This window comes from Agrobacterium sp. MS2 (assembly GCF_003261015.1).
GTDB lineage: Bacteria > Pseudomonadota > Alphaproteobacteria > Rhizobiales > Rhizobiaceae > Agrobacterium > Agrobacterium pusense.
Genome location: NZ_QLNF01000056.1, coordinates 83,016 through 106,387 on the forward strand (window position 1 = coordinate 83,016; position 23,372 = coordinate 106,387).

Annotated in this window: 22 protein-coding genes; 15 read left to right on the forward strand and 7 right to left on the reverse strand. The window is 59.2% G+C overall.

Translation table 11 applies throughout. The features are described 5' to 3' along the window. The first annotated feature begins 73 nt into the window (after window positions 1-73). The 3 genes from DOU54_RS15750 (at window position 74) to DOU54_RS15760 (ending at window position 3,870) form a co-directional block, all read left to right on the forward strand. Entirely contained in the window at window positions 74-1,834 is a 1,761-nt protein-coding gene (locus DOU54_RS15750) for a monovalent cation:proton antiporter-2 (CPA2) family protein (protein WP_113731596.1), read from the forward strand. Window positions 1,835-1,849: 15 nt separating this feature from the next. Further along, the gene (locus tag DOU54_RS15755; RefSeq protein WP_113731597.1) at window positions 1,850-2,848 is read left to right on the forward strand and encodes a homoserine dehydrogenase; all 999 of its coding nucleotides are present in this window, start codon (window positions 1,850-1,852) and stop codon (window positions 2,846-2,848) included. 65 nt (window positions 2,849-2,913) lie between these two features. Beyond that, window positions 2,914-3,870, forward strand: coding sequence for a quinone oxidoreductase family protein (locus DOU54_RS15760; RefSeq protein ID WP_113731598.1), 957 nt, complete (start codon window positions 2,914-2,916; stop codon window positions 3,868-3,870). A 371-nt stretch (window positions 3,871-4,241) separates the two neighbouring features. On the opposite strand, the gene DOU54_RS15765 is transcribed toward DOU54_RS15760, so the two are convergent. Beyond that, window positions 4,242-5,126, reverse strand: a complete 885-nt coding sequence (locus DOU54_RS15765) for a LysR family transcriptional regulator (RefSeq protein ID WP_113731599.1) — start codon at window positions 5,124-5,126, stop codon at window positions 4,242-4,244. A 152-nt stretch (window positions 5,127-5,278) separates the two neighbouring features. Between DOU54_RS15765 and DOU54_RS15770 the strand changes: the two genes are divergently transcribed. The 6 genes from DOU54_RS15770 to DOU54_RS15795 all read left to right on the forward strand — a co-directional run bounded on the left by DOU54_RS15770 (window position 5,279) and on the right by DOU54_RS15795 (window position 9,963). Beyond that, entirely contained in the window at window positions 5,279-5,941 is a 663-nt protein-coding gene (locus tag DOU54_RS15770; protein WP_113731600.1) for a hydrolase, read from the forward strand. A 188-nt stretch (window positions 5,942-6,129) separates the two neighbouring features. Next, window positions 6,130-7,161 carry an Atu2307/SP_0267 family LLM class monooxygenase gene (locus DOU54_RS15775; RefSeq protein ID WP_113731601.1) on the forward strand — a complete coding sequence of 344 codons (1,032 nt, stop codon included), beginning with the start codon at window positions 6,130-6,132 and terminating at the stop codon, window positions 7,159-7,161. A 37-nt stretch (window positions 7,162-7,198) separates the two neighbouring features. Continuing rightward, window positions 7,199-8,089: a LysR family transcriptional regulator gene (locus DOU54_RS15780; RefSeq protein ID WP_113731689.1), complete on the forward strand. Its 891-nt coding sequence runs from the start codon at window positions 7,199-7,201 to the stop codon at window positions 8,087-8,089. Between the two features lie 154 nt (window positions 8,090-8,243). Continuing rightward, a complete protein-coding gene (locus DOU54_RS15785) occupies window positions 8,244-9,179 on the forward strand; it encodes a pirin family protein (RefSeq protein WP_113731602.1) in 936 nt (311 codons plus the stop codon). Window positions 9,180-9,217: 38 nt separating this feature from the next. Beyond that, window positions 9,218-9,553 (forward strand): GNAT family N-acetyltransferase, encoded by a 336-nt coding sequence (locus DOU54_RS15790; RefSeq protein ID WP_279877232.1) that lies wholly within the window; start codon window positions 9,218-9,220, stop codon window positions 9,551-9,553. A 68-nt stretch (window positions 9,554-9,621) separates the two neighbouring features. Beyond that, complete coding sequence (locus tag DOU54_RS15795; RefSeq protein ID WP_113731604.1) at window positions 9,622-9,963, forward strand: hypothetical protein; 342 nt, start codon at window positions 9,622-9,624, stop codon at window positions 9,961-9,963. Window positions 9,964-10,183: 220 nt separating this feature from the next. Here the strand turns inward: DOU54_RS15795 and DOU54_RS15800 are convergent, their stop codons facing one another. After that, a complete protein-coding gene (locus DOU54_RS15800) occupies window positions 10,184-11,092 on the reverse strand; it encodes a LysR family transcriptional regulator (protein ID WP_113731605.1) in 909 nt (302 codons plus the stop codon). Between the two features lie 239 nt (window positions 11,093-11,331). Between DOU54_RS15800 and DOU54_RS15805 the strand changes: the two genes are divergently transcribed. From DOU54_RS15805 to DOU54_RS27490, 5 genes are all read left to right on the forward strand, one after another. Then, entirely contained in the window at window positions 11,332-13,137 is a 1,806-nt protein-coding gene (locus DOU54_RS15805) for an amidohydrolase (protein ID WP_113731606.1), read from the forward strand. A 149-nt stretch (window positions 13,138-13,286) separates the two neighbouring features. Further along, window positions 13,287-13,745: a VOC family protein gene (locus DOU54_RS15810; protein ID WP_113731607.1), complete on the forward strand. Its 459-nt coding sequence runs from the start codon at window positions 13,287-13,289 to the stop codon at window positions 13,743-13,745. A gap of 205 nt (window positions 13,746-13,950) precedes the next feature. Beyond that, window positions 13,951-15,426, forward strand: a complete 1,476-nt coding sequence (locus DOU54_RS15815; protein ID WP_113731608.1) for an alginate export family protein — start codon at window positions 13,951-13,953, stop codon at window positions 15,424-15,426. Between the two features lie 695 nt (window positions 15,427-16,121). After that, a complete protein-coding gene (locus DOU54_RS15820; RefSeq protein ID WP_193603373.1) occupies window positions 16,122-17,252 on the forward strand; it encodes an alpha/beta hydrolase in 1,131 nt (376 codons plus the stop codon). A gap of 454 nt (window positions 17,253-17,706) precedes the next feature. After that, entirely contained in the window at window positions 17,707-17,868 is a 162-nt protein-coding gene (locus DOU54_RS27490) for a hypothetical protein (RefSeq protein ID WP_193603392.1), read from the forward strand. Here DOU54_RS27490 and DOU54_RS15825 read toward each other — a convergent pair. Then, complete coding sequence (locus DOU54_RS15825; protein WP_113731610.1) at window positions 17,865-19,025, reverse strand: hypothetical protein; 1,161 nt, start codon at window positions 19,023-19,025, stop codon at window positions 17,865-17,867. The genes DOU54_RS27490 and DOU54_RS15825 overlap by 4 nt on opposite strands. A 74-nt stretch (window positions 19,026-19,099) precedes the next feature. Here DOU54_RS15825 and DOU54_RS27495 point away from each other — a divergent pair, with 74 nt between their 5' ends. Beyond that, window positions 19,100-19,237 carry a hypothetical protein gene (locus tag DOU54_RS27495; RefSeq protein ID WP_193603374.1) on the forward strand — a complete coding sequence of 46 codons (138 nt, stop codon included), beginning with the start codon at window positions 19,100-19,102 and terminating at the stop codon, window positions 19,235-19,237. A 327-nt stretch (window positions 19,238-19,564) separates the two neighbouring features. Here DOU54_RS27495 and DOU54_RS15830 read toward each other — a convergent pair whose 3' ends face one another. Genes DOU54_RS15830 through DOU54_RS15845 form a run of 4 tightly spaced genes read right to left on the reverse strand, consistent with a single transcriptional unit; the run spans window position 19,565 to window position 23,346 of the window. Further along, window positions 19,565-20,614, reverse strand: coding sequence for an ABC transporter ATP-binding protein (locus DOU54_RS15830; RefSeq protein ID WP_113731611.1), 1,050 nt, complete (start codon window positions 20,612-20,614; stop codon window positions 19,565-19,567). Continuing rightward, complete coding sequence (locus DOU54_RS15835; RefSeq protein ID WP_004438046.1) at window positions 20,614-21,660, reverse strand: NAD(P)-dependent alcohol dehydrogenase; 1,047 nt, start codon at window positions 21,658-21,660, stop codon at window positions 20,614-20,616. The genes DOU54_RS15830 and DOU54_RS15835 overlap by 1 nt, the downstream gene beginning before the upstream one ends. Window positions 21,661-21,667: 7 nt before the next feature. Further along, a complete protein-coding gene (locus tag DOU54_RS15840) occupies window positions 21,668-22,486 on the reverse strand; it encodes a carbohydrate ABC transporter permease (RefSeq protein ID WP_006698723.1) in 819 nt (272 codons plus the stop codon). Further along, window positions 22,483-23,346: a carbohydrate ABC transporter permease gene (locus DOU54_RS15845; RefSeq protein WP_113381948.1), complete on the reverse strand. Its 864-nt coding sequence runs from the start codon at window positions 23,344-23,346 to the stop codon at window positions 22,483-22,485. Before DOU54_RS15845 ends, DOU54_RS15840 begins: the two co-directional genes overlap by 4 nt. Window positions 23,347-23,372 lie beyond the last annotated feature (26 nt).

Sequence of the window (23,372 nt, forward strand, 5' to 3'; positions counted from 1 at the left end):
CAATGAGAAGCGGGTCGGCCAAGCAAGGCCTATTGCCGGCCGCTGCAAAACAAGAGACCGGGGACGTGAGTGTATGGCTGAAGCGAGCTTGGGGCAGACGATTGGACCGGCGATTGTCCTGATGGGAGCGGCCGTGGTCGCGGTGCCCCTGTTTCGGCGGTTTGGCCTGGGCTCGGTTCTCGGATATTTCGCAGCCGGTGTGCTGGTTGGGCCGTCGGTGATCGGGCTGTTCACCGATGCCGCGTCGATATTGCATTTCTCCGAACTCGGCGTGGTGATGTTCCTTTTCATCATCGGATTGGAACTCAGACCCCACAAGCTTTGGGCCATGCGCGGCCAGATTTTCGGGCTCGGCCTCGTGCAGGTGGCGGCGGCGACAACCGCCCTGTCCTTGGCGGGTGTGCTGGTCTTCGGCCTGCCTGCCACGGTGGCCTTCGTCGCCGGCGCGGGTTTCGTGCTGTCGTCGACAGCCGTCATCATGTCGGTACTGCAGGATCGTGGTGAGATTTCCTACCCGGAGGGCCAGAAATCCGTATCCATCCTTCTCTTCGAAGACCTGATGATCGTGCCGCTTCTGGCAGTTGTCGCCTTTCTGTCACCACTCTCGCAGGGACAGTCGGGATGGGTGGATGTTCTCCTGGCGCTCGGCGCACTGCTCGTTCTTCTCGGCGTATCGAAATGGGGGCTGAACCCGTTCTTCGCCCTTCTGGCGCGGGCAAGGACCCGAGAGGTGATGACGGCCGGCGCGCTGCTGGTGGTGCTGGGGGCCGCTTTGCTGATGGGGGGTGCCGGGCTTTCCATGGCGATGGGCGCCTTCCTTGCCGGCGTGATGCTTTCGAGTTCGAGCTATCGGCACCAGATCGAAAGCGATATCGAGCCGTTTCGCGGCCTGCTGATGGGCCTGTTCTTCATGGCAGTCGGCATGTCGCTGGAGCTTGCCGTGGTGGCAGCCGAATGGCGGCTTCTGCTGGCCATGCTGGCCGCCTTCACCATCGCCAAGGGCGTGGCGGTCTATGCGGTTGCCCGCCTGTTCGGCGGCTCCAGCCACCAGGCTCTGCACCGTACCTCGATGTTCCTGCAGGGCGGCGAGTTCGCCTTCGTGCTCTATGCTGCCGCAACCGCTGGCGGGGTGATCGATCCGCGCGAGAATGCGTTGTTCACGACCGTCATCATATTCTCCATGGCGCTGACGCCACTGCTGATGATCGCTGCGGATCGGCTGCTGAGCGGCGAAGCGTCGATGGAGGGTGTCGAGGCGGCGCGTGATCTCAGCGGAAGGGTGCTCGTCATCGGCTTCGGCCGTTTCGGCCAGATTGCCTCGCAACTGCTTCTGTCTAAGGGCGTCAACCTTTCCGTCATCGACATGAACCCCGACCGTATTCGGGACGCGGGGCGTTTCGGTTTCAAGGTGTTTTTCGGCGACGGCACGCGTCTCGACACGCTGCACCATTCCGGCGCCGGTTCGGCCGAGGCCTTGCTGATCTGCATCGACGATCCGAAGGCCGCCCTGCAGATCGCGGAACTGGCCCAACATGAATTCCCGCAGGCCAAGATTTTGGTGCGCAGCTATGATCGCGGCCATGCCGTGGACCTGATCCGCGCTGGCGTCGACTACCAGATCCGCGAAACGGTCGAATCCGCCTACAGGATGGGGGCGGAAGGCTTGCGCGCCCTGGGTTATGCCGAGCTTGACGTGGAGGAAGCGGCAGAGGACGTTCGTCGGCGGGACAATGAGCGGCTGTCCGAACAGGTGCAGGGAGACGCCATGTCCGGCATGGATCACCTGCATCTCGGACCCGTTCCCGAGCCGCTGAGCGGTGTGGCAGCGAAATAACGGAAGAGCGGGACGATGAACACGGTGAGGATTGCGATAGCAGGCTTCGGCGGCGTGGGACGGGCAACGGCAAGCCTGCTTCTGTCCCGGCGGGAGCGTTATCGCGACGTTTACGGCGCGGATATGCGGCTCGTGGCCGTCTGCGGATCCCGGTCCGGTGTAAAAAGCGCGGATGGACTGGAAGAGGTGCATCTCTCCACCTTGGCGGATGGGCTCTCCGGGCCAACTTTCATTGAGGAAAGCGGCGCTGATATCCTGATCGAGGCAGGCCCGAGTGACTTCCGCACCGGTGGCCCGGGGCTTGTCTATCTTCGTTCGTCGCTTTCGGCCGGGCGTGATACGATTGTGATATCGAAGGGCGCGCTGGTTCATAGTGGGCGGGAACTGCGGGCGCTTGCCAGAGGCTCCGGCGCGATGCTCAAGCTCAGCGGCGCCGCCGCGGCCGCGCTGTCGACGATCGATCTGGTCGAGTATAGTCTCAAAGGCTGCGAGGTGCTCGAAGTCGAGGGCATTCTGAATGCCACGACCAATTATCTGCTCGATGCAATGACGACACGTAGGATCGGCTTCGAGGAGGCATTGCGGGAGGCACAGCTTGGCGGCTTCGCCGAAGCTGATCCACGCAATGACACCGAGGGTTGGGACACTGCTTGCAAGCTGCTGATCCTCGCCAATTTCGGACTGGGTGCTGACCTTACGATGGGCGATCTGCCTGTAGCGGGTATCCAGTCGGTCACCGCGGAACGGTTCGACGCCTGGCGCCGGCAGGGGCTTGTCCCCAAACTCGTTGGTCGCCTTTGGCGCGAAAACGGTGCGATCCGCGCAGAGGTCGGTATCCGGACCTATCCGCTTGCTGATCCTCTAGCGAATATCCGCGGCAAGGACAAGGCGATCCGCATCGTCACCGATGCGATGGGTGAGACGCTCGCGATTGGCTCTGGAAAAGAGCCGCTTGCGACGGCCGCCGCAGCGTTGAAGGATCTGGAACATATCCTGGCGGTACGGATGGTGTGAAACCGGACGATACCGCCACCGCGACCACTCAAGGCAAGAGGTCCCTAACGGGAAAGGAACAGCGCATGAAGGCTGCAGTTTGTGACAACCCCGGTCCCCCGACAGTCTTAAGGTATTCCGATGTGCCGGATCCCGTCTGTGGGCCACAGGACGTGCTAATTGCCGTCGAGGCGATTTCGATTGAGGGCGGCGACTTGATCAACCGGCGCTCGACACCGCAGCGATCCCTGTGGATCGTCGGTTACTCGGCGGCCGGGACCATTGTTGCGGTTGGCGAAAATGTGGGGGACCGAAGCGTTGGTCAAAGGGTGACGGCCTTCGACATGCAGGGATCGCATGCCGAACTATGGTCCGTGCCCGCTTCCCGCACATGGTTGATCCCTGACGACGTCGACATGGCGCAAGCCGCGGCGCTGCCGATCTCCTTCGGGACGGCCCGCCACTGTGTCATCACCAAGGGCAGGCTAAATGAAGGCGAGACAGTTCTGATCCAGGCCGCCGCTGGCGGCGTCGGTCTGGCAGCCATTCAACTCGCGCGTCAAACGGGGGCGACGGTTATAGCGGTTGCCAGTGGTCGCGAACGCCAAGCGCGTCTGACTGCGCTTGGCGCTTCACATGTCATCGATCGACTTGAGCAGGATATTGTTGGGGAAGTCCGTCGGTTGACCGATGGCAGGGGAGTTGATCTCGTGATTGACCCCGTTGGATCGACCTTGCAAGCCTCCCTTTCCGCGCTTGCCGTCGAGGGACGTCTCGTCTTCGTCGGAAACGCTGGCGGTGGCGGTCTCGACGTCGATCTCTGGTCGCCCATGCAGAACAATCAGACGCTTCACGGCGTTTTCATGGGGTCGCTGTTCGAACGGCCTGCTGTGCATCGGACGGTTGACGAACTTCTGGAAGCCGTGGCGGAAGGACGATTGGATGTCGTGATCGATCGGGTCTTCCCTCTGCGAGAGGCATCAAAGGCACATGAATATGCCGAAACGGCAAGGCCGTTGGGCCGCGTCGTGATGACACCCTGACGCGGAGGCGCCGAAAAACTGATCTGGCGGCAGGAAAGCCGCCGGAATGGAGCGGACCTCGTTGAGGAACAGTTGCCGCGAATGTCCATCGGCCGACGGGTTTTGATGAGACCCGTTCATATCCGGCACTTATTCTGTCGATCCCAAGCAGCAGCGCGAACGAGCAAAACTTCTTGGTTTCGCCGCGTTCAACCTTGTTCCTGAGCTTCTGATACAGTCTCTTCAGGTCATCATCGGAGGTCGCCACGGTGCCACCGGTCGATACGAGGCCGCCCACCGTGTGTTCGATCTCTCTCCGTTCAGCGGAAGGACTTTTGTCACCGAAGGCGCCGGCCATTACTGCATGTATTGCAAGCCGGTAAGCGATACCGTTAGTCGGTTCGTTGCCCCCCGCTGTCGAAATACTCGATCAGCATTTCGGTCAGAACGCGGACCTTTCTTGAGGGGTGCTGTCCCGGCGGGCGAACGACATAGATTCCGGCCGGTGGCGGCGGATGATTTTTCATGACTGTCACCAGCGCCCCGGAATCCCGATAATTCTGGGTGAGGCCATCGGGGAGCGCGGCGATACCCAAACCGGCCGCGGCAGCGACGACAAGAGCCGCCCCGTTGTCGGCCTTGAAACGGCCCTGCGGGCGAATGGTCAGGATCTTGTCGCCGTCCATCACCTGCCAGGTTTCCATGCCCTGCATCAGCGCCTGATGCGCCACAAGTTCCTCCGGCGTTTCCGGGGAGCCGTGAGCTTTGATATAGGCGGGGCTTGCGACGTAGTTTCCGTACAGGGGGCCAACGCGTCTCGCGATGAGATTAGAATCCTGAAGTGTACCGACCCTGATCGCGCAATCAAACCCTTCCGCAATTAGATCAACGAAACGGTCACTATAGCTTGTCTGGATCTGCAGTTGCGGATGGCGCAATGCCATGTCCGCAAGGACAGATGCGAAATGCGTGGGGCCGAACGACAGCGGCGCGGCAATTCTCAGGCGACCGCTCAGTTCGCCGGCGGGTAGGATAGTATCTCTGGCGATATCGATCTCGGCGCTGACCCTGGCCGCATAGTCCCGGAAAGTGGTGCCCGCTTCCGTCAAGGACGCCCCGCGAGTGGATCTTGCGAGCAATTGCACGCCGAGTTCTGCCTCAAGCCGCGCAAGCCGCCGGCTCACCATCGACTTGGAAACGCCCAGCCTCAGCGCAGCGGGCGTTACGCCGCCCGCATCCGCTACCTCCACAAACGTCCGCAAATCTTCGATGTCCATGCTGCGTTCCCCGTTTAGCGACACTGTTCGGCACAATCGATGACTACCGCATCGAAATTGGGAATGACAAGGTGCTTGCGTAGACGTCGCCGGGGAGGGCCTTGCCTTTCCAGCAACGTATCTCAATCAACCGCCAACATAGGAATTTATGTATGACCTTTCGTAACGGCCTTGACTCCCTTCTTCGCCCTGAAGACTCTGTTCTCGTGTTGATCGATCACCAGCCCTATCAGCTGGCGAACCTGAACAGTCACGATCCGCAAGCCGTGGTCAACAGCACGACCGCGTTGGCGAAGCTGGCAAAAGCCTTCGACGTTCCGACCATTCTGACCAGCGTGATCGCGGATCGCGGAGGTCTTCTCTTCAAGCAGATCACCGACGTATTTCCCGGCCAAGAGGTTATCGATCGCACCTGGGTGAACACCTGGCAGGATGAGAATGTTGTCAACGTCGTCAAGGCAACCGGCCGCAAGCAATTGATTATCGCCGGTCTTTGGACCGAGGTGTGCGTAGCCATGCCTGTCATTCAGGCCGCCGGCGAAGGCTGGGACGTGACTGTGATCACCGACGCGTCAGGCGGGATTTCGAAGGAGTCCCACGAAGTTGCCGTCCAGCGGATGATCGCTGCCGGCGCAAATCCGATGACCGTGATGGCGCTCGCTGGCGAATGGCAACGCGATTGGGCGCGCACTGGGCATGTCGAGCAACTGACCGAAATTCTCATCCAGCATTTCGCCGGCAGTGGCATCGCCTATCTCTGGGAACAGCAACTCCTCAACACACCCGTAAAGGCGGCTAGCAAAGCCGGTTTGTAAAAGCGGGACCGGGATGGCGGAATCTCGATTTGATGTTACCGCTTCGGCCTCGCCATCCCCACTCCAGAACGCTCATGCCTGGCAGAGCGGAGTGCCGGCGCCGTTTGCCGTCATGACGGCGCCATCGAAATGAAATCAGCCCGGTAGCCGTGGCGGCAAACAATACACTCAATTCACAGGGACTAGGCATGGAAATAGGTATCGATAGTTTTGCAGCGATCCTGCCGGATCCTAGAACGGGCAAGCTCCCATCATCGACGGATCGCATGGCCGAGCTCCTCGAGGAGGTCGTTGTCGCGGATCGCGTCGGGCTCAACGTCTTCGGTATCGGAGAACATCATCGTAGCGAGTTTCTCGATTCGGCCCCGCCTATTATCCTGGCTGCGGCCGCGGCTCGCACCACTCGGATCCGGCTAGCAAGCGCAGTCACAGTCCTGAGTGCCGCCGATCCGGTGCGCGTCTTCCAGGAATTCGCAACCCTTGACCTGATTTCCAAAGGTCGCGCCGAACTTGTCGTTGGTCGGGGATCCTTCATCGAGGCCTATCCCCTGTTTGGCCTTGACACCCGGCATTATGACGAACTCTTTGCCGAAAAGCTCGACCTGTTTCTCAAGCTCGGAGAAACGACCGATATCACCTGGGAAGGCCGCTTCCGTCCGCCACTCAAAGGGCAGGGGGTCTTTCCACGTCCGCATCAATCGCGGCTCCCCGTCTGGATCGGGGCAGGCGGTTCGCCGGAATCCTTCGCGCGGGCCGGCGCACTCGGGCTTCCCTTGATCGTGGCGATCATCGGCGGCAGCTTCGACCGCTTCCGCCCGCTTGTCGATCTCTATCGCGAAAGCGGTCAACGCGCCGGACATGATCCCGAGAAGCTCAAGGTGGGTGTTCATGCGATGGGTTTTGTCGCTGAAACCGATCTGGCGGCGAAGGACGCCTTTTTTCCCGGATGGGCGCACTTGACCACCAAGATTGGCCGTGAACGCGGTTGGTCGCCGCCGACGCGCCAGCAGTTTGAAGTCATGGCGGGGGCCGGCGGCGCATTTCTGGTGGGTGATCCGAAGACCGTTGCGGCCAAGATGCTGCAAGCCAGCGAAACGCTTGGCGGCCTTTCCCGCATCACATTCCAGATGAGTACCGCGTCGCTCGAAACGGAAGCGATGAAACGGTCGATCGAACTTCTGGGGACCGAGGTCGCTCCGATCATCAGAGCGGCACGATAGGAGCCCTGAAAATCGTGTCATGACGGAGGAACGCGAGATGGACATCGAAGATCTGCGGATATTCGTGGAGGTCGCCGACTCGGGAGGGATCACGTCGGCTGCGCGACGACTGGGCGTTTCGAAGTCGATGGTCAGTCGTGGCCTGACCAGGATTGAAGCTGAGCTTGGGATCCAGCTACTTGCACGAACGACACGGGGAGCCGGCCTGACGGAGGCCGGCGCCCTATTTCGCGACCACGCAGCAAAAGTCTGTGCTGAAATCGACGTCGCGCGCGAGGCGGTCCTGCCGGAAGGTGATCTTCGTGGACGGTTCCGCGTAGCAGTTCCGCTCACATCGGGTCCGGTCCATTTCGCTCCGGTTCTTGCCAAAATGGCGCGCCAGCATCCCCAGCTTCAAATCCATGCCGACTATAGCGACCGGTTTGTTGACCTCATCGTTGACGGGTTTGATTGTGCGATCCGTGTCGGCTCACTTCGCGATTCAAACCTGATCGCAAAACGGGTCGGCCAGATCTATGGCAAGCTTGTGGCGAGCCCGGACTATATCAGATTGCATGGCGCACCCGAGAGGCCGGAAGACATCCCGTCCCACCAGGCTCTGGTTGGTGCGGAGACCTGGCGATTCATGGACGGCGACAAGATCGTCACGGTGCAGCCGCAGGGCCGCTTCAGGACCGACAACGGCATGGCGCTTGCGACTGCTGCCGCTGAAGGACTGGGCATCGCCTGGCTTCCGGATTGCGTCACCCGTGGATATCTCGCGTCAGGGGCTCTCGTTCCAGTCATGACCCGTTTTTCGCTACCTGTCGGTGGAGTCTACGTCGTGCGGCCTCCAAGCCCGCATCCATCACGCAAGGTGCGGGTTCTCTCCGACATCCTGATCGAATCCTTTGAGAATGACACGCATTGTTGGGACGTCGAGATGTGATGACGCGACAGCGTGTTGCGCCTTCAGCGACACAGCGTAGCGCTATCCGCAGCTAGTCGCCGTTGCTTTCTATTTTTAGTGTCGGGTTTGGCCAGTTGGTTCTTAAACGAATAGGCAAGCGGGCCCATTCTTCACAGCGAAGAGGAGTATAAGCATGAGTTGGAATCCCTCCCTGGCACCAGCCTGTCCTGAAGAAATCGGTCTGGATGCGATTGATACCCTCATCATTCCCCGTTCGCGCGACCTTGGCGGTTTTGAGGTTCGACGCGCACTGCCTGCGCCGAATCGTCAAATGGTGGGGCCATTCATCTTCTTCGATCAGGTCGGGCCTGCGGAACTTCTGACTGGGCAGGGCATCGATGTGCGGCCGCATCCGCATATTGGCCTCGGCACCGTCACCTATCTCTATCGCGGCGAATTCCATCACCGCGACAGCACCGGAGCCGATCAGATCATTCGACCGGGAGCCCTGAACTGGATGGTTGCGGGCCGGGGTGTCACGCATTCCGAGCGCACGACGCCAGAGGGTCGCAGCGGGCCGCAAAGCCTGCTGGGGATCCAGACCTGGGTGGCGCTTCCCGACAGCCATGAAGACATGGCGCCGATGTTTGAACATCATGGAACACAGGCGTTGCCGATTATCGAAGATCGCGGCGTCACAGTTCGGCTTATTCTTGGAAACGCCTATGGCAAGATCGCTCCTGCGACGATGTTTTACGAGACCTTTTATGCCGATGTCACGCTGGGAGCAGGTGCACGACTGCCGCTGCCGGACGATCACGAGGACCGAGGGATCTATATAGTGGAAGGTTCGATTTCGATCGCCGGCCAGGACTTCGAAGCGCCACAGATGATGGTGTTCCGTCCTGGTGACAGGATCACTGTCACCGCAGGCGGTCAGGGCGCAAGGCTGATGGCCCTCGGCGGCGCAACGTTTTCAGGACCACGCTACATCTGGTGGAACTTCGTCGCCTCCTCGAAGGAGCGCATCGAAGAGGCCAAAGCCGAATGGCGTGCAGGAAACTGGGGAGAGGGGCGTTTCGATCTTCCAGCCGACGACAGGGATGAGCACATTCCCTTGCCCGATTGATTTCTGCCAACCGGCTTTAACGAGAAAACCACCGCTGGATGGGCGATCAGCGCAATGAACACAGACTTGCAGATGGAGAACATGTGATGAGCGAAGAAGTTGAGCGGGAAGATGGCGCATCCAAGGGACGTTACCGGATCGTCGTCGGTGGGCACGAAGCCGAGATGACATACAGTCGTGCGGGGCAAAAGCTGATCATCATCGACCACACGGATGTTCCTTCCGCGTTGCGTGGCCGGAAAATTGGCGAGCAATTGGTCTGCCGGGCTGTTGAGGATGCCAGGCGGGACGGCATCACGATCATCCCGCTTTGCCCATTCGCCAAAGCGCAGATCGAAGGCCACACGGAATGGCAGGACGTTTTAAGAAAGTGAGAAATGCAACCGAACAAAGAGGCAGAACCGGTGGCGAGCCTTTCAAGCTGCTTGCAGGGAGATGAACAATGGCCGAAGACACTCCTGATCTAACTCTGGCAGACCGTCAGATCGCCGAAGTCATCAGTCGCACTGACAAGACGCTTGCTGCCGCGGTCTCCTCTGCTCTGGACGAGGCGACCAAACGGGCACTCGAGGAAATGCGAGCGATCGGCCAGGAAGATGCTGCGCCAGCATTACAATATTTTGCGGCAGTCGTTCATCAGAGAATGTATTGCCTCATGTGTGGTGCAGACCCGGATACCTTCGAAGGTGGAAACCCTAAGACCGCCTATCACGTTATCCGTAACGCCCAGAACATCGCCAGGCACTATTGGTCCGCAGACATTGAGCCTTACCCGGAAAAATAGCGATGGGTTGTGCATCGATAGTGAGGGCGGCGTTATCATGCGTCGGTCGCACCTTTCGTCGCCAACGCCTCTTCGATGAAATCGGTACTCCATGGCGTAGGGAAGCAATGGCCCGCGCTTGCCATCTCGAACCGCGGCGACCGGTTTTTCCCGCTGCTGGATTCGACCGGGGCAACTGTTCGCAATACATCGCACTTTAGACTTTGCTACGGCAAGCTCATCAACCGTACTTGCCGAGGCTCGGTACACCGTCATTGATGGTCGCGGCCCCAAAACGTTCTGCGAGCAACTCAGTGAGGGTCCTCACCTTGCGCGAAGGATGCTGGCCGGGCGGCCTTACGACGAAGATGCCGGCTGCCGGAATAGGATAACGCGTCATGATGGGGACAAGCGCACCTGAGGAAATATGGTCCTCAACAAGGGGTTCTGGAAGATAGGCGATCCCGACACCATCCAGGGCGGCAGAGACCAACGAAACCCCGTTGTCAGCTATGAAACGTCCCTGCGGAAGCAATGTGACAATCTTGTCGCCATCCTTGAACTGCCACCGCTCGTCGCCTCGCATTGCGACTTGATGATTGACGATTTCATCTGGCGATACGGGAGCGCCGTGGGCCTCGATGTATTCAGGACTTGCGACCAGGATGCCGCAGACCGATCCGACACGCCTTGCGACGAGCGCAGAATCCTGAAGGTAGCCAACCCGGATGGCGCAGTCAAAACCCTCTCCGACAAGATCGACGAAACGATCAGTGTAGGAAGAAAAGATTTTCAGCTGCGGATGTCTTAGCGCCATTTGGGAGAGGACGGGAGCAAAATGCGTCGGCCCAAAAGACAGCGGTGCAGCGACGCGCAACCGGCCGCGGAGATCTTCAGAGTGGAGAATAGCCTCTCTCGCAATATCAAACTCGCTGCAGATTTTGGCAGCGTGCTCGCGAAACGTCGCGCCGGCTTCGGTCAGGGATGCGCCGCGAGTCGTGCGCGCCAGCAACTGGACGCCGAGATGGTTTTCAAGCCTGGCAAGCCGCCGGCTGACGAGCGATTTGGAAACGCCAAGTCGGCGCGCTGCCTGTGTGACGCCAGAGGCATCAGCAACCTCCACGAAAGTGCGCAGTTCCTCGATGTCCATTAGTGTTTCCTATTCCGCGACATGGTGTGTCACTTTGATGGCCTACCGTAGCCGAAATTGCAATGGCATTCTCTACCTCGACATGGTTGCCACGGCGCCGTCTGACGAGGCGCCTGCAACGACGGATGGGAAGCCATGACGTTTCGCGACAGCTTTAACGCACGTCAACCAGTCGCGACGTCCGTAGGGAGCGGGCTTCCGCATCTGCGCAATTAGAGAAGCAGTCGATCGAGGGGAAAATGATCAGGAAAATATGCATCGCGTTTGTGACAAGTCTATCTTTCTCGGTGGTTCAGGCACAAACGACGCAGGAGCAGCCCGGCGCCGATCTGATCGTTTTCAATGCAAAGATATTCACCGGCAACCGTGCTCAGCCCGAAGCTTCGGCTTTGGCAGTCAAGCAAGGGCGCATTTACTCCGTCGGTTCTGATGCGGATATTCTCGACCTCAAGGTTTCACGTACCGAGATTGTCGATGCGCGCAGCCGCAGGCTGATACCCGGCATCATCGACGCCCACATCCACGTTCTCAATGATCTGGCCTACACCTACAATGTTCGATGGGACGGCGTGCCGACGCTGCGCAAGGCGTTGACGATGCTGAGCGAGCAGGCCCAACGCACCCCACAGGGGCAATGGGTCAAGGTGATCGGGGGCTGGTCGCTCTACCAGTTTGAGGAGAACCGCTTTCCCACACTGGACGAATTGCACGCCGCCGTGCCTGACCGGCCCATGATCGTGCAATATGCCTACAACCAAGCCTTCCTGAACAGGCAGGCGATGGAAGCGCTTGGCGTCGGAACCGATCGGTTCCCGAAGATACCGGACGTCGAATTCGAAAAGGACGGCGGCGGCAATCTCACCGGTGTGGTCCACGGCTATACCTGGTTGTTTCTCGCCCTTGAGGCCATGGTGCCGCAGGCCACGTTCGACGAACAAGTGAGTTCGTTGATCTACAGCATTCACGGTCTCAACCGTTTTGGCGTGACCTCGATCATCGATAACGGTGGCAGGTTTCCTTACCCGGAGGCACAGGCAAGGGTCGACGTGCTTGCGCGGGATAACCGCCTCAACGTGCGTATGCCCTTTGTGGACCTGCAACTCGGCGACGGTGGGCCGATAAACATGGTGGACCTGGAAATCGAGGCAATCACCAAAACGGCGCCGATAAGTCCGGGACAAAACCTGCATCCAAACCTGGCACATGGCCACGAATATCGGGGCGCCGGGGAGGTCTTAAGCGGGGAAGTGCATGATCATGAGAATTTCGACCGCCCGGCGGTCATTATCGAGCCTGAGAAGATGCGGCGTTTCGTCGAGCAGGATGTGATGAAGCTCGTCCAGCGGCGTGTCCCGTTCCGCATGCACATCAGCTATAACGAGAACATCTCCCCGTTTCTCGACGGTCTGGAGAAGGTGAACCAGACGATCCCGCTCGATGGCCTGAAATGGAGCCTCGAACACGCCGAGACAATTAGTCCCGAGAACATCGCCCGGGTGAAGAAGCTGGGCGGCGGAATTGCCCTGGACGCCAAGATGGCGCTGCACGGCGATGGTTTCATAAAAACATATGGTCGCGAAAAGGCGTTGCAGACGCCGCGACTGGGCATGCTTGTGGATAGCGGTATTCCTCTGGCCATGACCACCGATGCCTTCAGGGCAGCGACGTACAATCCATGGGTCGCTTTAAGCTGGATGGTGTCCGGGAAGTCGGTGTCCGGATCCGAGATTCTTGCCAGCGACAATCGCCTTTCCCGCGCGGAGGCATTGAAACTGTTCACCAGTGGCGCAGCGTGGTTCATGAACACGGAATCCGAAATGGGCCTGATCGCCCCCGGCAATCTCGCGGATTTCGCTGTTCTCGACAGGGATTACTTTTCGGTGCCGGAGGATCAGATCAAATCCGTTTCTTCCGTTCTGACCGTCATGGACGGCAGGGTCGTGTTTGGCGCGCAGGACTATAGCGGTCTGTCGCCGCAACTGCCCTCGATTCTTCCGGATTGGTCGCCCGTGAAATACTTCGGCACCTACTATGGGGAAAAATGAACCCGGCGGAAGGTCCTCAGCGCTCTCCCTGAACAGTCATTGGACCAAGGTTTCGACGCCATGCCGAACCATTCCAAATCGACAGGGAATGCCCCCCATCGAAATAAAGCGCGGCAAGGCGTCTGCCGTTGCATCAAGGAGAATATAAATTGCCTGACTTCAACCGACAGGTTCAGAGCACATCATCGCCCTTCGCCGATGTGCGCGGACATCACATTGCGATCCGAATTCCTGATCGGGACGTCGCCATAAAATGGTATCAGGACAAGCTCGACTGGCGTGTCGTCCACATGTGGGCTCACGGTGATCAACAGCTCGCCTTTCTCGCGCCGCCAAATGACGATCGGTTCATGGTTGAACTGCTTGCCGGTGGCGACCCGAGCCCGCACCCACTACCGCCTTACAAGGACCTGGTCGATAGCTTGCGATACGCTGGCTACCACCATTTCTGCCTAACTGTCGCAGACATCCAAGCCGCTTTGGACGAGCTGCGACGCCGCGACGTAAGGATTCTCACTGAACCGTTTCAGGTCGACGAGATCAACCGCAAGATCGCTTTCTTCGCCGATCCTTTCGGGAACATTATTGAATTGACCGAGGCCATTTAACCGCGCGGCGGAGCATAGCCCTCGCGGACGAGTCCGACAGATTTCACGCAAAAACACCGGGCTACGGGTCCGACCTTCAGCCAGTCGATAGGCAACTGGGATGACCGCGCGCGCCATTCTTCACCTGGCCCTTCGCGGTTGGCCGCAATCCCCGTAAAAACTCAAATAGGACGTTCCCATGTGGCGAAAGCCGAAGAGTGTGCCGATGATCGGCAAAAAGAAAATTGCTTTGCCTCGCATATCATTGGCGTTTCGCCTTCAATCTGCTCGATGTACGCAGGCACTCCTGCTTTCGCTCGCTGCCCTCGCCTTTGCTCAATGGGACCACCGGTCAGCCCTGGCGGATGATACTCGCTTGAAGCAGGAGAGGCCCTCGATAAGAGCCGACCGGTCGCGGGAGGACTGGTCGCTCCTTGCGGATCCGAAGCTGCGGACTGAGCCGCTGGATCGTCTCAAATACATTCCGTTGTTTCCCTCGAATCCCGACAGCTATATCTCGTTCGGGCTCAATCTACGCGAGATCTTCGAAGTCAGTGATGCGCCGGCTTTCGGGACCGTGCCTGCGAACCCCGGAGATTCCTACTGGTTACAGCGCGCGCAGTTCCACATCGACGTTCACCTGAATGAAAACTGGCAATTGTTCACGCAGTTCGAGGATGTGCGTGCCTTCGACAAGACGGTGATCGGCCCTAACGACGCAAACCGATTTGACCTTCGGCAAGCATTCATCGGCTATACGCAAGAGACTGACAGCGGAACGTTTAGGGTAAGGGTCGGCCGTCAAGACTTTGCCTTTGACCTGGAACGGTTCGTTTCGACGCGCGACGGGCCGAATGTCCGCCAGTCATTCGATGCTGTCTGGGCCGGGTGGGAGACGGATGCATGGCGCTTCTATGGTCTCGTCAGCCGGCCTGTTCAGTATCGCGATGACCGCCCTTTTGATGATCGATCGAGCGGCGATGCAATATTCAGCGGGGCCCGCGTCGAGCGACAGCTTTCGCCGGATATTGAGGCCTCCGCATATTACGCGCTTTATCAGCGCAAGGACGCCATCTTTCTCACCGCGTCGGGTGAGGAGGACAGACATATCCTCAATATCCGGACGGCCGGCAAATACGCCGGTTTCGACTGGGATGCGGAAGCGATGGGACAGGTTGGCAAGGTCGGCTCAGCCGACATTCTGGCCTGGGCCGTGGGTGCGAGGACCGGCTACACCTTCGAGGATCTCACCTGGTCGCCGCGGATCGGTCTGCAGTTCGACGTGGCGTCAGGCGACCGAGCCGCAAGTGATGGCACGCTCGGCACCTTCAATCCGCTGTTTCCGAACGGCTTCTATTTCTCGCTCGGTGGTCATACCGGGTACGGCAACCTTGTCCACATCAAACCATCGGTCACCGTTCAGCCGACAGAAGACCTGACCCTGATGGCTGGGGTCGGACTGCTCTGGCGACAGACAACACAGGACGCCGTCTACACTCTGCCAAGCGTTCCCGTGGCTGGCACGGCGGGTCAGGGGCCGGCATGGACTGGGGCTTATCTGCAGGTCAAGGCCGACTACCGCTTCAATCCCAATCTCACGGGGTCGCTGGAGGCTGTTCATTACCAGGTCGGATCGGCGCTCAAAGCTGTGGGCGGCCGCGATAGCAATTATTTCAGGGCAGAGCTGAAGCTAGTCTGGTAACAATGTCACGTTTATGCCCCCGCAACCATTTCCTACTCCATAGTATCCTACAATAGCCGAAAACTACGATCCAATACGCAAAAATACTACGATCGTCGGCGTTAAATCCCCTTCACAAAACACAAATTCCGAAATCGACAGGTGCAAAGCGGAAGTCACTTGTCTTCAGCACAGATCATGTCGCTTTCCTTTGGTAGAAAGAAGCAATTTCTATTTCGTGGCCGGCTTCGTTGCACCTCAATGCTGCAATACACTCGTGTCAGTACCCCGGCGCATCTCGTAGCATTTGATCCCAGCCGTTGTATGGTTTCCGGCGATCGACCCCGCTTCATTGGGCGCAGGGCCTGGCTATTTGTCATCGTTCGCGGTCACTATTTGAGAACGAGTGAAATTAGGATGACGGAGCGCATCGACTCTTCCGAGCTGGACGGCCTGATATCATCGAATGACCCGGTCAATATTGGGCACCGGCATCGCGATCTCAACGAGGCTTTGCAAGTCGTCGATCCTCTCGCTTGCGTTCCTCGTTGCGGGACACAGTTTCGCGCGGGGCGAGACTACAATGACGTCTGATTGAACGGTAGAAGAGGGTATATGCACGGGGTTGCTGCACGTCGCACGAACTATCGATGACCTCAGTAGAAAGAGGAGCAGGGAGGATGACGATCAGGCGGCGACAGCAATTCGGGCGATACATGGCGGTCGCACTGATCACGGCGCTGGCGCTCGCATTGTGCGCCTGCGCCTCGCGTCCCGGCTCATCCGTCCTCACCCCGGTTGCCGCTGTCGAGGGCGCGAAGCATGTTACCATCTTCGTGGCGAGTACGCGGGCGCCCGATCCGAGCGCACCAACCTTCCTGACCAATGGGATGACGGCCACGACTACCTACGTTCGCTATGTCGTCTCCATTCCGCCGGCCCACCGACCGACCGAGATCGAATGGCCGACGGAAGTGCCGGACCCGACCCGGCACTTCGCGATTGTCTCGTCCGAGCGCCTCGATGAAAGACGGTTCTTTGCGGAAGTCGGGGCCACTGCCGCCCGCGGGGAAGCCCTCGACCGCGACGTCGCCATCTTCGTCCACGGCTTCAACAACAACTTCCCGGAATCACTGTTCCGCACAGCGCAACTCACCGCCGACGTCCATGTCGCGCAATCGGCAGTGCTGTTCTCATGGCCTTCGAAGGCAGCAGTCACCGGGTATCTCGCCGACAAGGATGCGGTGACCTTCTCGCGCGATGCGCTTGCCCAGTTGGTCGAGCGGGTCGCTTCCGACCGTCATGTCAGGGGGATGAAGCTTTATGCCCACAGCATGGGGGCTTGGCTAACGATGGAGTCTGTCCGGCAAATCCGGATCGCCAAAGGCGAACGCACCCTCGGCAAACTCATCGATCTCACGCTGGCTGCGCCAGATATCGACGCGGAAGTCTTTCTTCAACAACTTCGGATCGTCGGCCGCCTGCGCTCCCCCATCACCGTTCTGGTCTCCAAGAAAGATCAGGCGCTGTCGATATCCAGGTTTATCGCCGGAGGGCAATTCCGCGCTGGCGCAGCCAACATCGATGACCCCCAAGTTGTCGTCGAAGCCCGAAATTCAAACCTCCGCGTGATCGACGTGACCAACCTGACCACGCAGGCGGGGGGCGGCCACGATGGTTTCGCGGCCTTCGCTTCTATCTACGGCCGCCTCCCGCAGAGCTTGGATGGGAGGGTTGCTTCCGATGTCGGTCCGGGTGTTTACGAGCTTGATGTCGCTAACAAGTTCGAAACGCTCAACGCCCGTCTGGTCCAACGGGTTGCGAATCCAACGACCGTCGAGCGTTAGGAGGCTGTAGTAACGATTTGACATCGTCATCATTTGCTTAAGCCGAGGAAATAACAGCGGCGAATTTGCCTAGCTTTTTTAGTTGCAAAGTTAGGGCCTAGATTGACAGTAAGCGCATCGGCAGCTTCGTCACGACACGCAGCGTTGTCGGAACACTAGAATTTTTCCTGTCTGCTTCCGGTTCCAACGTGAGTACGCTCTCAAGTTTATCTCCGCAATTTCCACACGCTAGGTGAAGCGACTTATGAACTTGGTCGCATGTCAGGCATCGGAGGTTGTTTCGGATGATCACAGCGATTTTCTCATTTGGGCGCGGTACACTCGGATGCGGAGGACAAGACCCTGATCTGAAATTGGCCCGGCCGGAAGATGATCTCCGGCCAGACAAGCAGAGCCCGGCTCCGACCAAGAGAAGCTTGCTGTCTTAGCGCCCTGCGGATTGACGCAATCGCGATTGGCCGGCTCTATTTGCGGAGACGTTCTCAATCTGGAAGGGATAATCAGTGACTATTACGCGGTACATGCCGGCGCGGTGCAGATCGAGGATGTCTCGCCGTGGCTTTCGGAGCTGGCGGAAGAGTTGATCGCGGTACCGGATGCCGGCGCCGACAACTAGGGAGCGGGTCGTGTGACGCGGGCGCGGCGTGCGGCGCGGCCCGCTGGCGGGCGCGTCGCAGTTAGAAGTGCTTCCTCGGCGGATTTCTGTGGTCCCATGAAATCCATGCGATCGGCGATATAGGCGCCGAACGCCCGCGCGTCTTTGGATGACGGCATAGGGACCTCGTGTGTAAGCGGAAGAAACACGGTCAGCGCGACACGATAGAGCGGTGCAGCATATTCGAAGATCGTCCGCTGGGGCGTGGGGAGAAAGAGATTGCTGCGCTCGACGGGATTGCCGTGGAGGAAATCGTTTCGGCAATCGTAGAGCACTTGATAGAGCCAGGACGCCAATGTGCGCTTCACCTTGGTCTTGCCGCCCGTGTCGTGGACGAGCTGGCTGCTTTCCACCTCCGCCCAGGGCGTCCGCTCGATCATCTCGAGCACCTTGTCGCGGTTGGCCTGTCCGCTTCCGCCAGGATGCACGAGAATCTCGAAAGCGCTGACCCAGAGGGAGACGACCCGCCCGACGTCGTAGAACGTCGTATCGATGCCGGCCGGCAAGAGGGAGGCTTGGTAGGCCATGTTGAGCGACCGCATCAGCGCGACGTCCTCCCAGACTGGCTCTGCGGCCTGATAGCGTCGACGCCAGCGGGCCATGAGCGCGGCCAGGAGCGGCTGGTCGATGTCTGTTTCGCCGAGTGACGTGCGGAACAGGGCCGGCGACGATTGGCCCTTGAAGCGAGAGAGCTCATGCGTGCCGAGGATGGCCGGCGTGCTGCCGATCACATCCTCAAAGTGTCGGTCGAGCATCCAGGGGTAGATGGCGAAGGCCTCGCCGAACAGCACGCGATGCCCGCGCGGATGTCGGAGTTCCAGCGCCCGGCCATGGGTGACGGCCGAGAGCGCGATTAGGTCGCGGAAACTCGCCAGCGCCGTCACGTCGCGAAAGATCGGCGGAGCGGCGGCGTCGAGGATCAGGACCGAGGGCTCGAACTTCTCTCCGAAATTATCCGAGAAGCGGTTGAGGAAACGCCTGAACGAGGGATGCGCCCTTTTTAGAGCCGCAATGCGAGGGTCACTCGCTGGCGCGAGCGCAGCTATCTCACAGCCGATCGCAGTTTCCATCGGAATATTCGGTAGGACGAATACCGGCGTCCAATCGGCAGCAGTCATGTGCTATTCCTGTCTCGACGGGCAGACGCCAACAGTCGTTGAAGTATTTCTTTCTATATTATGCCGGAACAACAATGAACGATATCAAGCGAGAAGACGGGGGAGAGAAGGCCGCGAAAGGCGATCAGGCGTCGTTGGCGGTTCTCGTCCGCGGAGCCGAGAAGACATTCGATAATGCGGAGCGCCTTTTTTTGAAGCAGAGCTGCTCGTGAAAGCAGGCGCGGTGGCACGTGCCCTTTGCCTCCATCAGATCTTAGGTCTTCTCGTCGATATCTGACCGAGAAGGCAACGAAAGCCACGAGCGCACCAAGCTCCAGCAACTGAACGGCGCAGGCGACCAGCGCGCCGTTTCACGTCGGAGATTCCGACGACGCTTTCGCTTTGCGCTCTTTCCGCGTCACTTCGTTGAAATCCGGGTGCTTTCCGGGTGATCGACCGACGGATGGATGGGAGAAAGTGGAACCCGATGGACCGCCTGCGCTGCATCACAGGCGTTCCATTGCGCGGCACGCCGCCATCCTGGGCCAGTCTCACCACGGTTAATTCAGTCTCAGGCCCGATCCGGGATCAAAGACGTGAATATCAGAAGAGGCGACTTCGACTCCGATTATTTCGCCAATTGCTGGTCGTATCTCGGCGGGCACGGAAATGTTGATCTCGTGGCGATCATTCTTGAGGCAGATAAGGCGTGTCTCGCCGTGGAACTCATTGCGCTCAACGGTTCCGCGAAACGCCTTGGCATCTTGGTTCAAGCGGAATGATCCCGGCCTGATCCCGACGGTGACTTCACCGGAGCGCAGACCAGCAGGGGCAGCAAACTTCACGAGATCGTCGCCGACGCCCTCCGGCGTCATCTGCAATTGCAGGAAATTCATGTTCGGAGTGCCGATGAAGCCTGCGGCAAAGATGGTTCGGGGTGTCTGGTAAATCTCTTCAGGCGTGCCCATCTGCTCGATCCGTCCGTCTTTCATGAGGACGATACGATCGGCAAGCGTCATGGCTTCGAGCTGGTCATGAGTGACGTAGATGCTCGTCGTTTTCAGGTCCCTGTGGAGCCGTGCGATCTCAACACGCAGACTGCCCCGGAGCTTGGCGTCGAGGTTCGAAAGCGGCTCGTCGAAGAGAAAAACTTCCGGCGTCTTGATCATGGCGCGGGCAATCGCCACACGCTGTTGCTGTCCGCCCGACAGTTCCGTGGGCTTGCGCGCAAGGTAGACGCCAAGTCCCAGCGCATCGACCACGGGTGCAAGACGCTGATCGATTGCAGACTTTCCAATACCGGCCCTCTCGAGCCCGAAGGTGATGTTGTCCCGTACGCTCATATGAGGGTACAGCGCATAATTCTGAAACACCATGGCGATGCCCCGGTCGCCGGGGTCGCGGTCGTTCATCCGCTCGCCGCCGATGAGAAGATCTCCGCCGGAAATTTCCTCAAGCCCGGCAATCATTCGCAGCATGGTGGATTTCCCGCAGCCTGACGGTCCGAGAAAGACGACGAATTCGTGGTTATCGATCTTGAGGTCAAAATCCCGCATGACCTCCAGCGAACCATAGACTTTCCGGATTCCCCGGCACTCGAAGGTGGCCATCAATGCGTCTCCCCATTCATCACGATCTGCAGCTTCACATCTTCAGGCCGGCCTTCGGCCGCCCTCTCGAAAGCGGCAATCGATTGATCGAAGGCATAGGTGCCGGAGACCAATGGTTTCAGGTCAACCTTGCCGGCGGCAATCAGCGCCAATGCGCGATCGAATACGTTGGCGTAGCGGAAAACCGTCTCGATACGGCATTCGCGGAAGCAGGCTGCTGCAAGGTCCACGGCGACGGGCTCCGGCGGCAGGCCGACGATAACAACCGTTCCGCCAGGGCGGACGACCTTGAAGAGATCGCGGACCGCAGCCGGCGCGCCCGAGCATTCGAAGACGATATCCGCCCCCCAACCTTCGGTTTCCTCATTGACCGTCTGAACGAGATCAACTTCCTTCAGGTTGACGCCGGTTATGCCGCCATAGCTTTCGGCAAGTTTGAGCTTGGTCGCGGAAATGTCCGAAATGAACACCCGAGAGCAGCCACCGGCCAGAGCGGCGAGCGCCACCATGATGCCGATCGTCCCGCAGCCGGTAACGACCGCGGTATCGCCAGGCGTGATGTTGGCCCGGGCGGCCGCCTGCATGCCCACGGCAAATGGTTCGACCATCGCCCCTTCGGCAAAGGAGACATTGTCCGGCAGCTTGTAGGTGAAACTCGCCGGATGAACCGTTTCGGGGCAAAGCACACCGTGCACCGGTGGCGTCGCCCAGAAGGTGACAGCGGGATCAACATTGTAGAGGCCGAGTCGCGACGCGCGAGATTTCGGATCGGGAATGCCGGGCTCCATGCAGACGCGGTCGCCGGGCTTCAAATGCGTTACATTGGCTCCGGTCTCGATGACAGTCCCCGCGGCCTCGTGGCCGAGCACCATTGGCTCATTGACGACGAAGTCACCGATGCGCCCGTGCGTATAATAATGCACGTCGCTGCCGCAGACACCGACGGTATGCAGACGAATGCGAACGTCATCCGGCCCCAATTGCTGCGGAATTTCGATGTCGCGCAGGGAGAGTTCGCCGACACGTTCGAGGACAAGTGCTTTCATGGGTCAGTCAACCTTGATCAGTTTTCTTGGAAAATGCGGCATTGAGGCCACCTGCAAGCACGCCGAGCAGGATCAGTGGCGGCAGCGACAAGAGGACGACGGCAGCGTTGAGGATGCCCCACGGCACGTTCATGCCGAGCTGCGACATTTCGGACGCGATGATCGGCAGGGTTTTCGCCTTCGAGGTCGTGAGCATCATGGCAAGCAGGAACTCGTTCCATACAAGAACGAATGAGAAGGCGACCGCGCCAAAGACCTGGAAACGGGCAATTGGCAGGGCGATGCGGAAGAACGTCGCATAGGGACCAAGTCCATCCACCCGGGCAGCCTCTTCAACGTGTAGGCTGACGCGCTCAAAAGCCGGCACGGAAAGCCATATGGTTATTGAAGCGGTGACGATGAGATAGGTCACGATCAGCGACAGTCTCGTGTCGTAGAGATCAAGACCAAGCCAGATGACCAGCATTGGAATGGCGATTGCGACGGGCGGCAGGAAACGGAGCGACAGGACAAAAAACTGCGCTTCCGCCGTAATCCTGTTCTTGAATCGGGCAATCACATAGGCGGCGGGCACACCGAGTACTGCGCCGAGGACGACCGCACTCGAGCAGATGATCAACGAGTTGGTGAGCGCGCGCGCGACCGAACGGCGATTGAGCACATAACTCATATTGTCGAGGACAGGCTGGAAGACGAGTTTAGGCGTCGATACCAGCAGGTCGGCATTGGTCTTGAAAGCGTTGAGCAGGGTCCAAAGCAGCGGCAGCACGACAAGTGCGGCGGCCAGAACCAGCAACACCCTGAGGAAGAAAGTGGAGACTTTCATCGGTTCAGCCTCTTCCACGTAAAGGTAAAGGTGACAATGGTCAGGACCATCATGATGACAGCCATGGAGGAGGCGTACGAAATCTTGCCGGCTTCGATGAAGCCCTGCGAATAGGCGTACATGTCCAGCGTCTCGGTAGAGATGCCGGGACCACCGCGCGTCATGACGTAGACGAGATCGAAGGAACGCAGGCTCTCGATAGCCTTGACGAGGAGCAGGCTGATCAAGGGTGCTTTCAGCATCGGAAGCGTTACAAAACGATGGATTTCGAAGCGGCTCGCGCGATCGATACGTGCGGCTTCCAGCGGCTGCTGCGGCAGGGATTCCAGAAGCTTCAGGATGATGACTGCAAAGAACAAACCCCACTGCCAGACATCAACGAAGGCAACGGCAAGAAGGGCGCCGAGGGGTGTCGACAGAATATCGGGCGTAATGCCGGTGAGTTCCCTGACCGGCCAGGTCAAGGCGCCGTAGAGCGGATGAAAGGCGAATTTCCAGACGAAAGCGGCGCAAACCCGTGGCAAAAGAACGGGAATGATGAAAAGCACGCAGAGAACGTTTCGTACGCGAGGGCTCGCGGCCTCGAACATCGCAATCCCGAGAGCAAGCCCGGTCACCATGGTCATTGAGACGCTGATGACCTCCCACTTGAAGGACACCCAAAGCGCGTTCAGAAAACGTGCATCTGAAAACAGCGCGGCATAATTGGCAAACCAGACGTAGTCCGCGTCGGGCGCAGACAGCGTGCGGTTTTGCAGGGAGATGTTGATGGCGTAGACCGTCGGCACGAGCGCCAGAACGATCAGGATGCTGAGAGTGGGTCCAAGAAAGACGTAAGGCAGCGAGCGGCCGCGGCGCATGGCAGGTCCTCGGGTGGGGAAAAGGG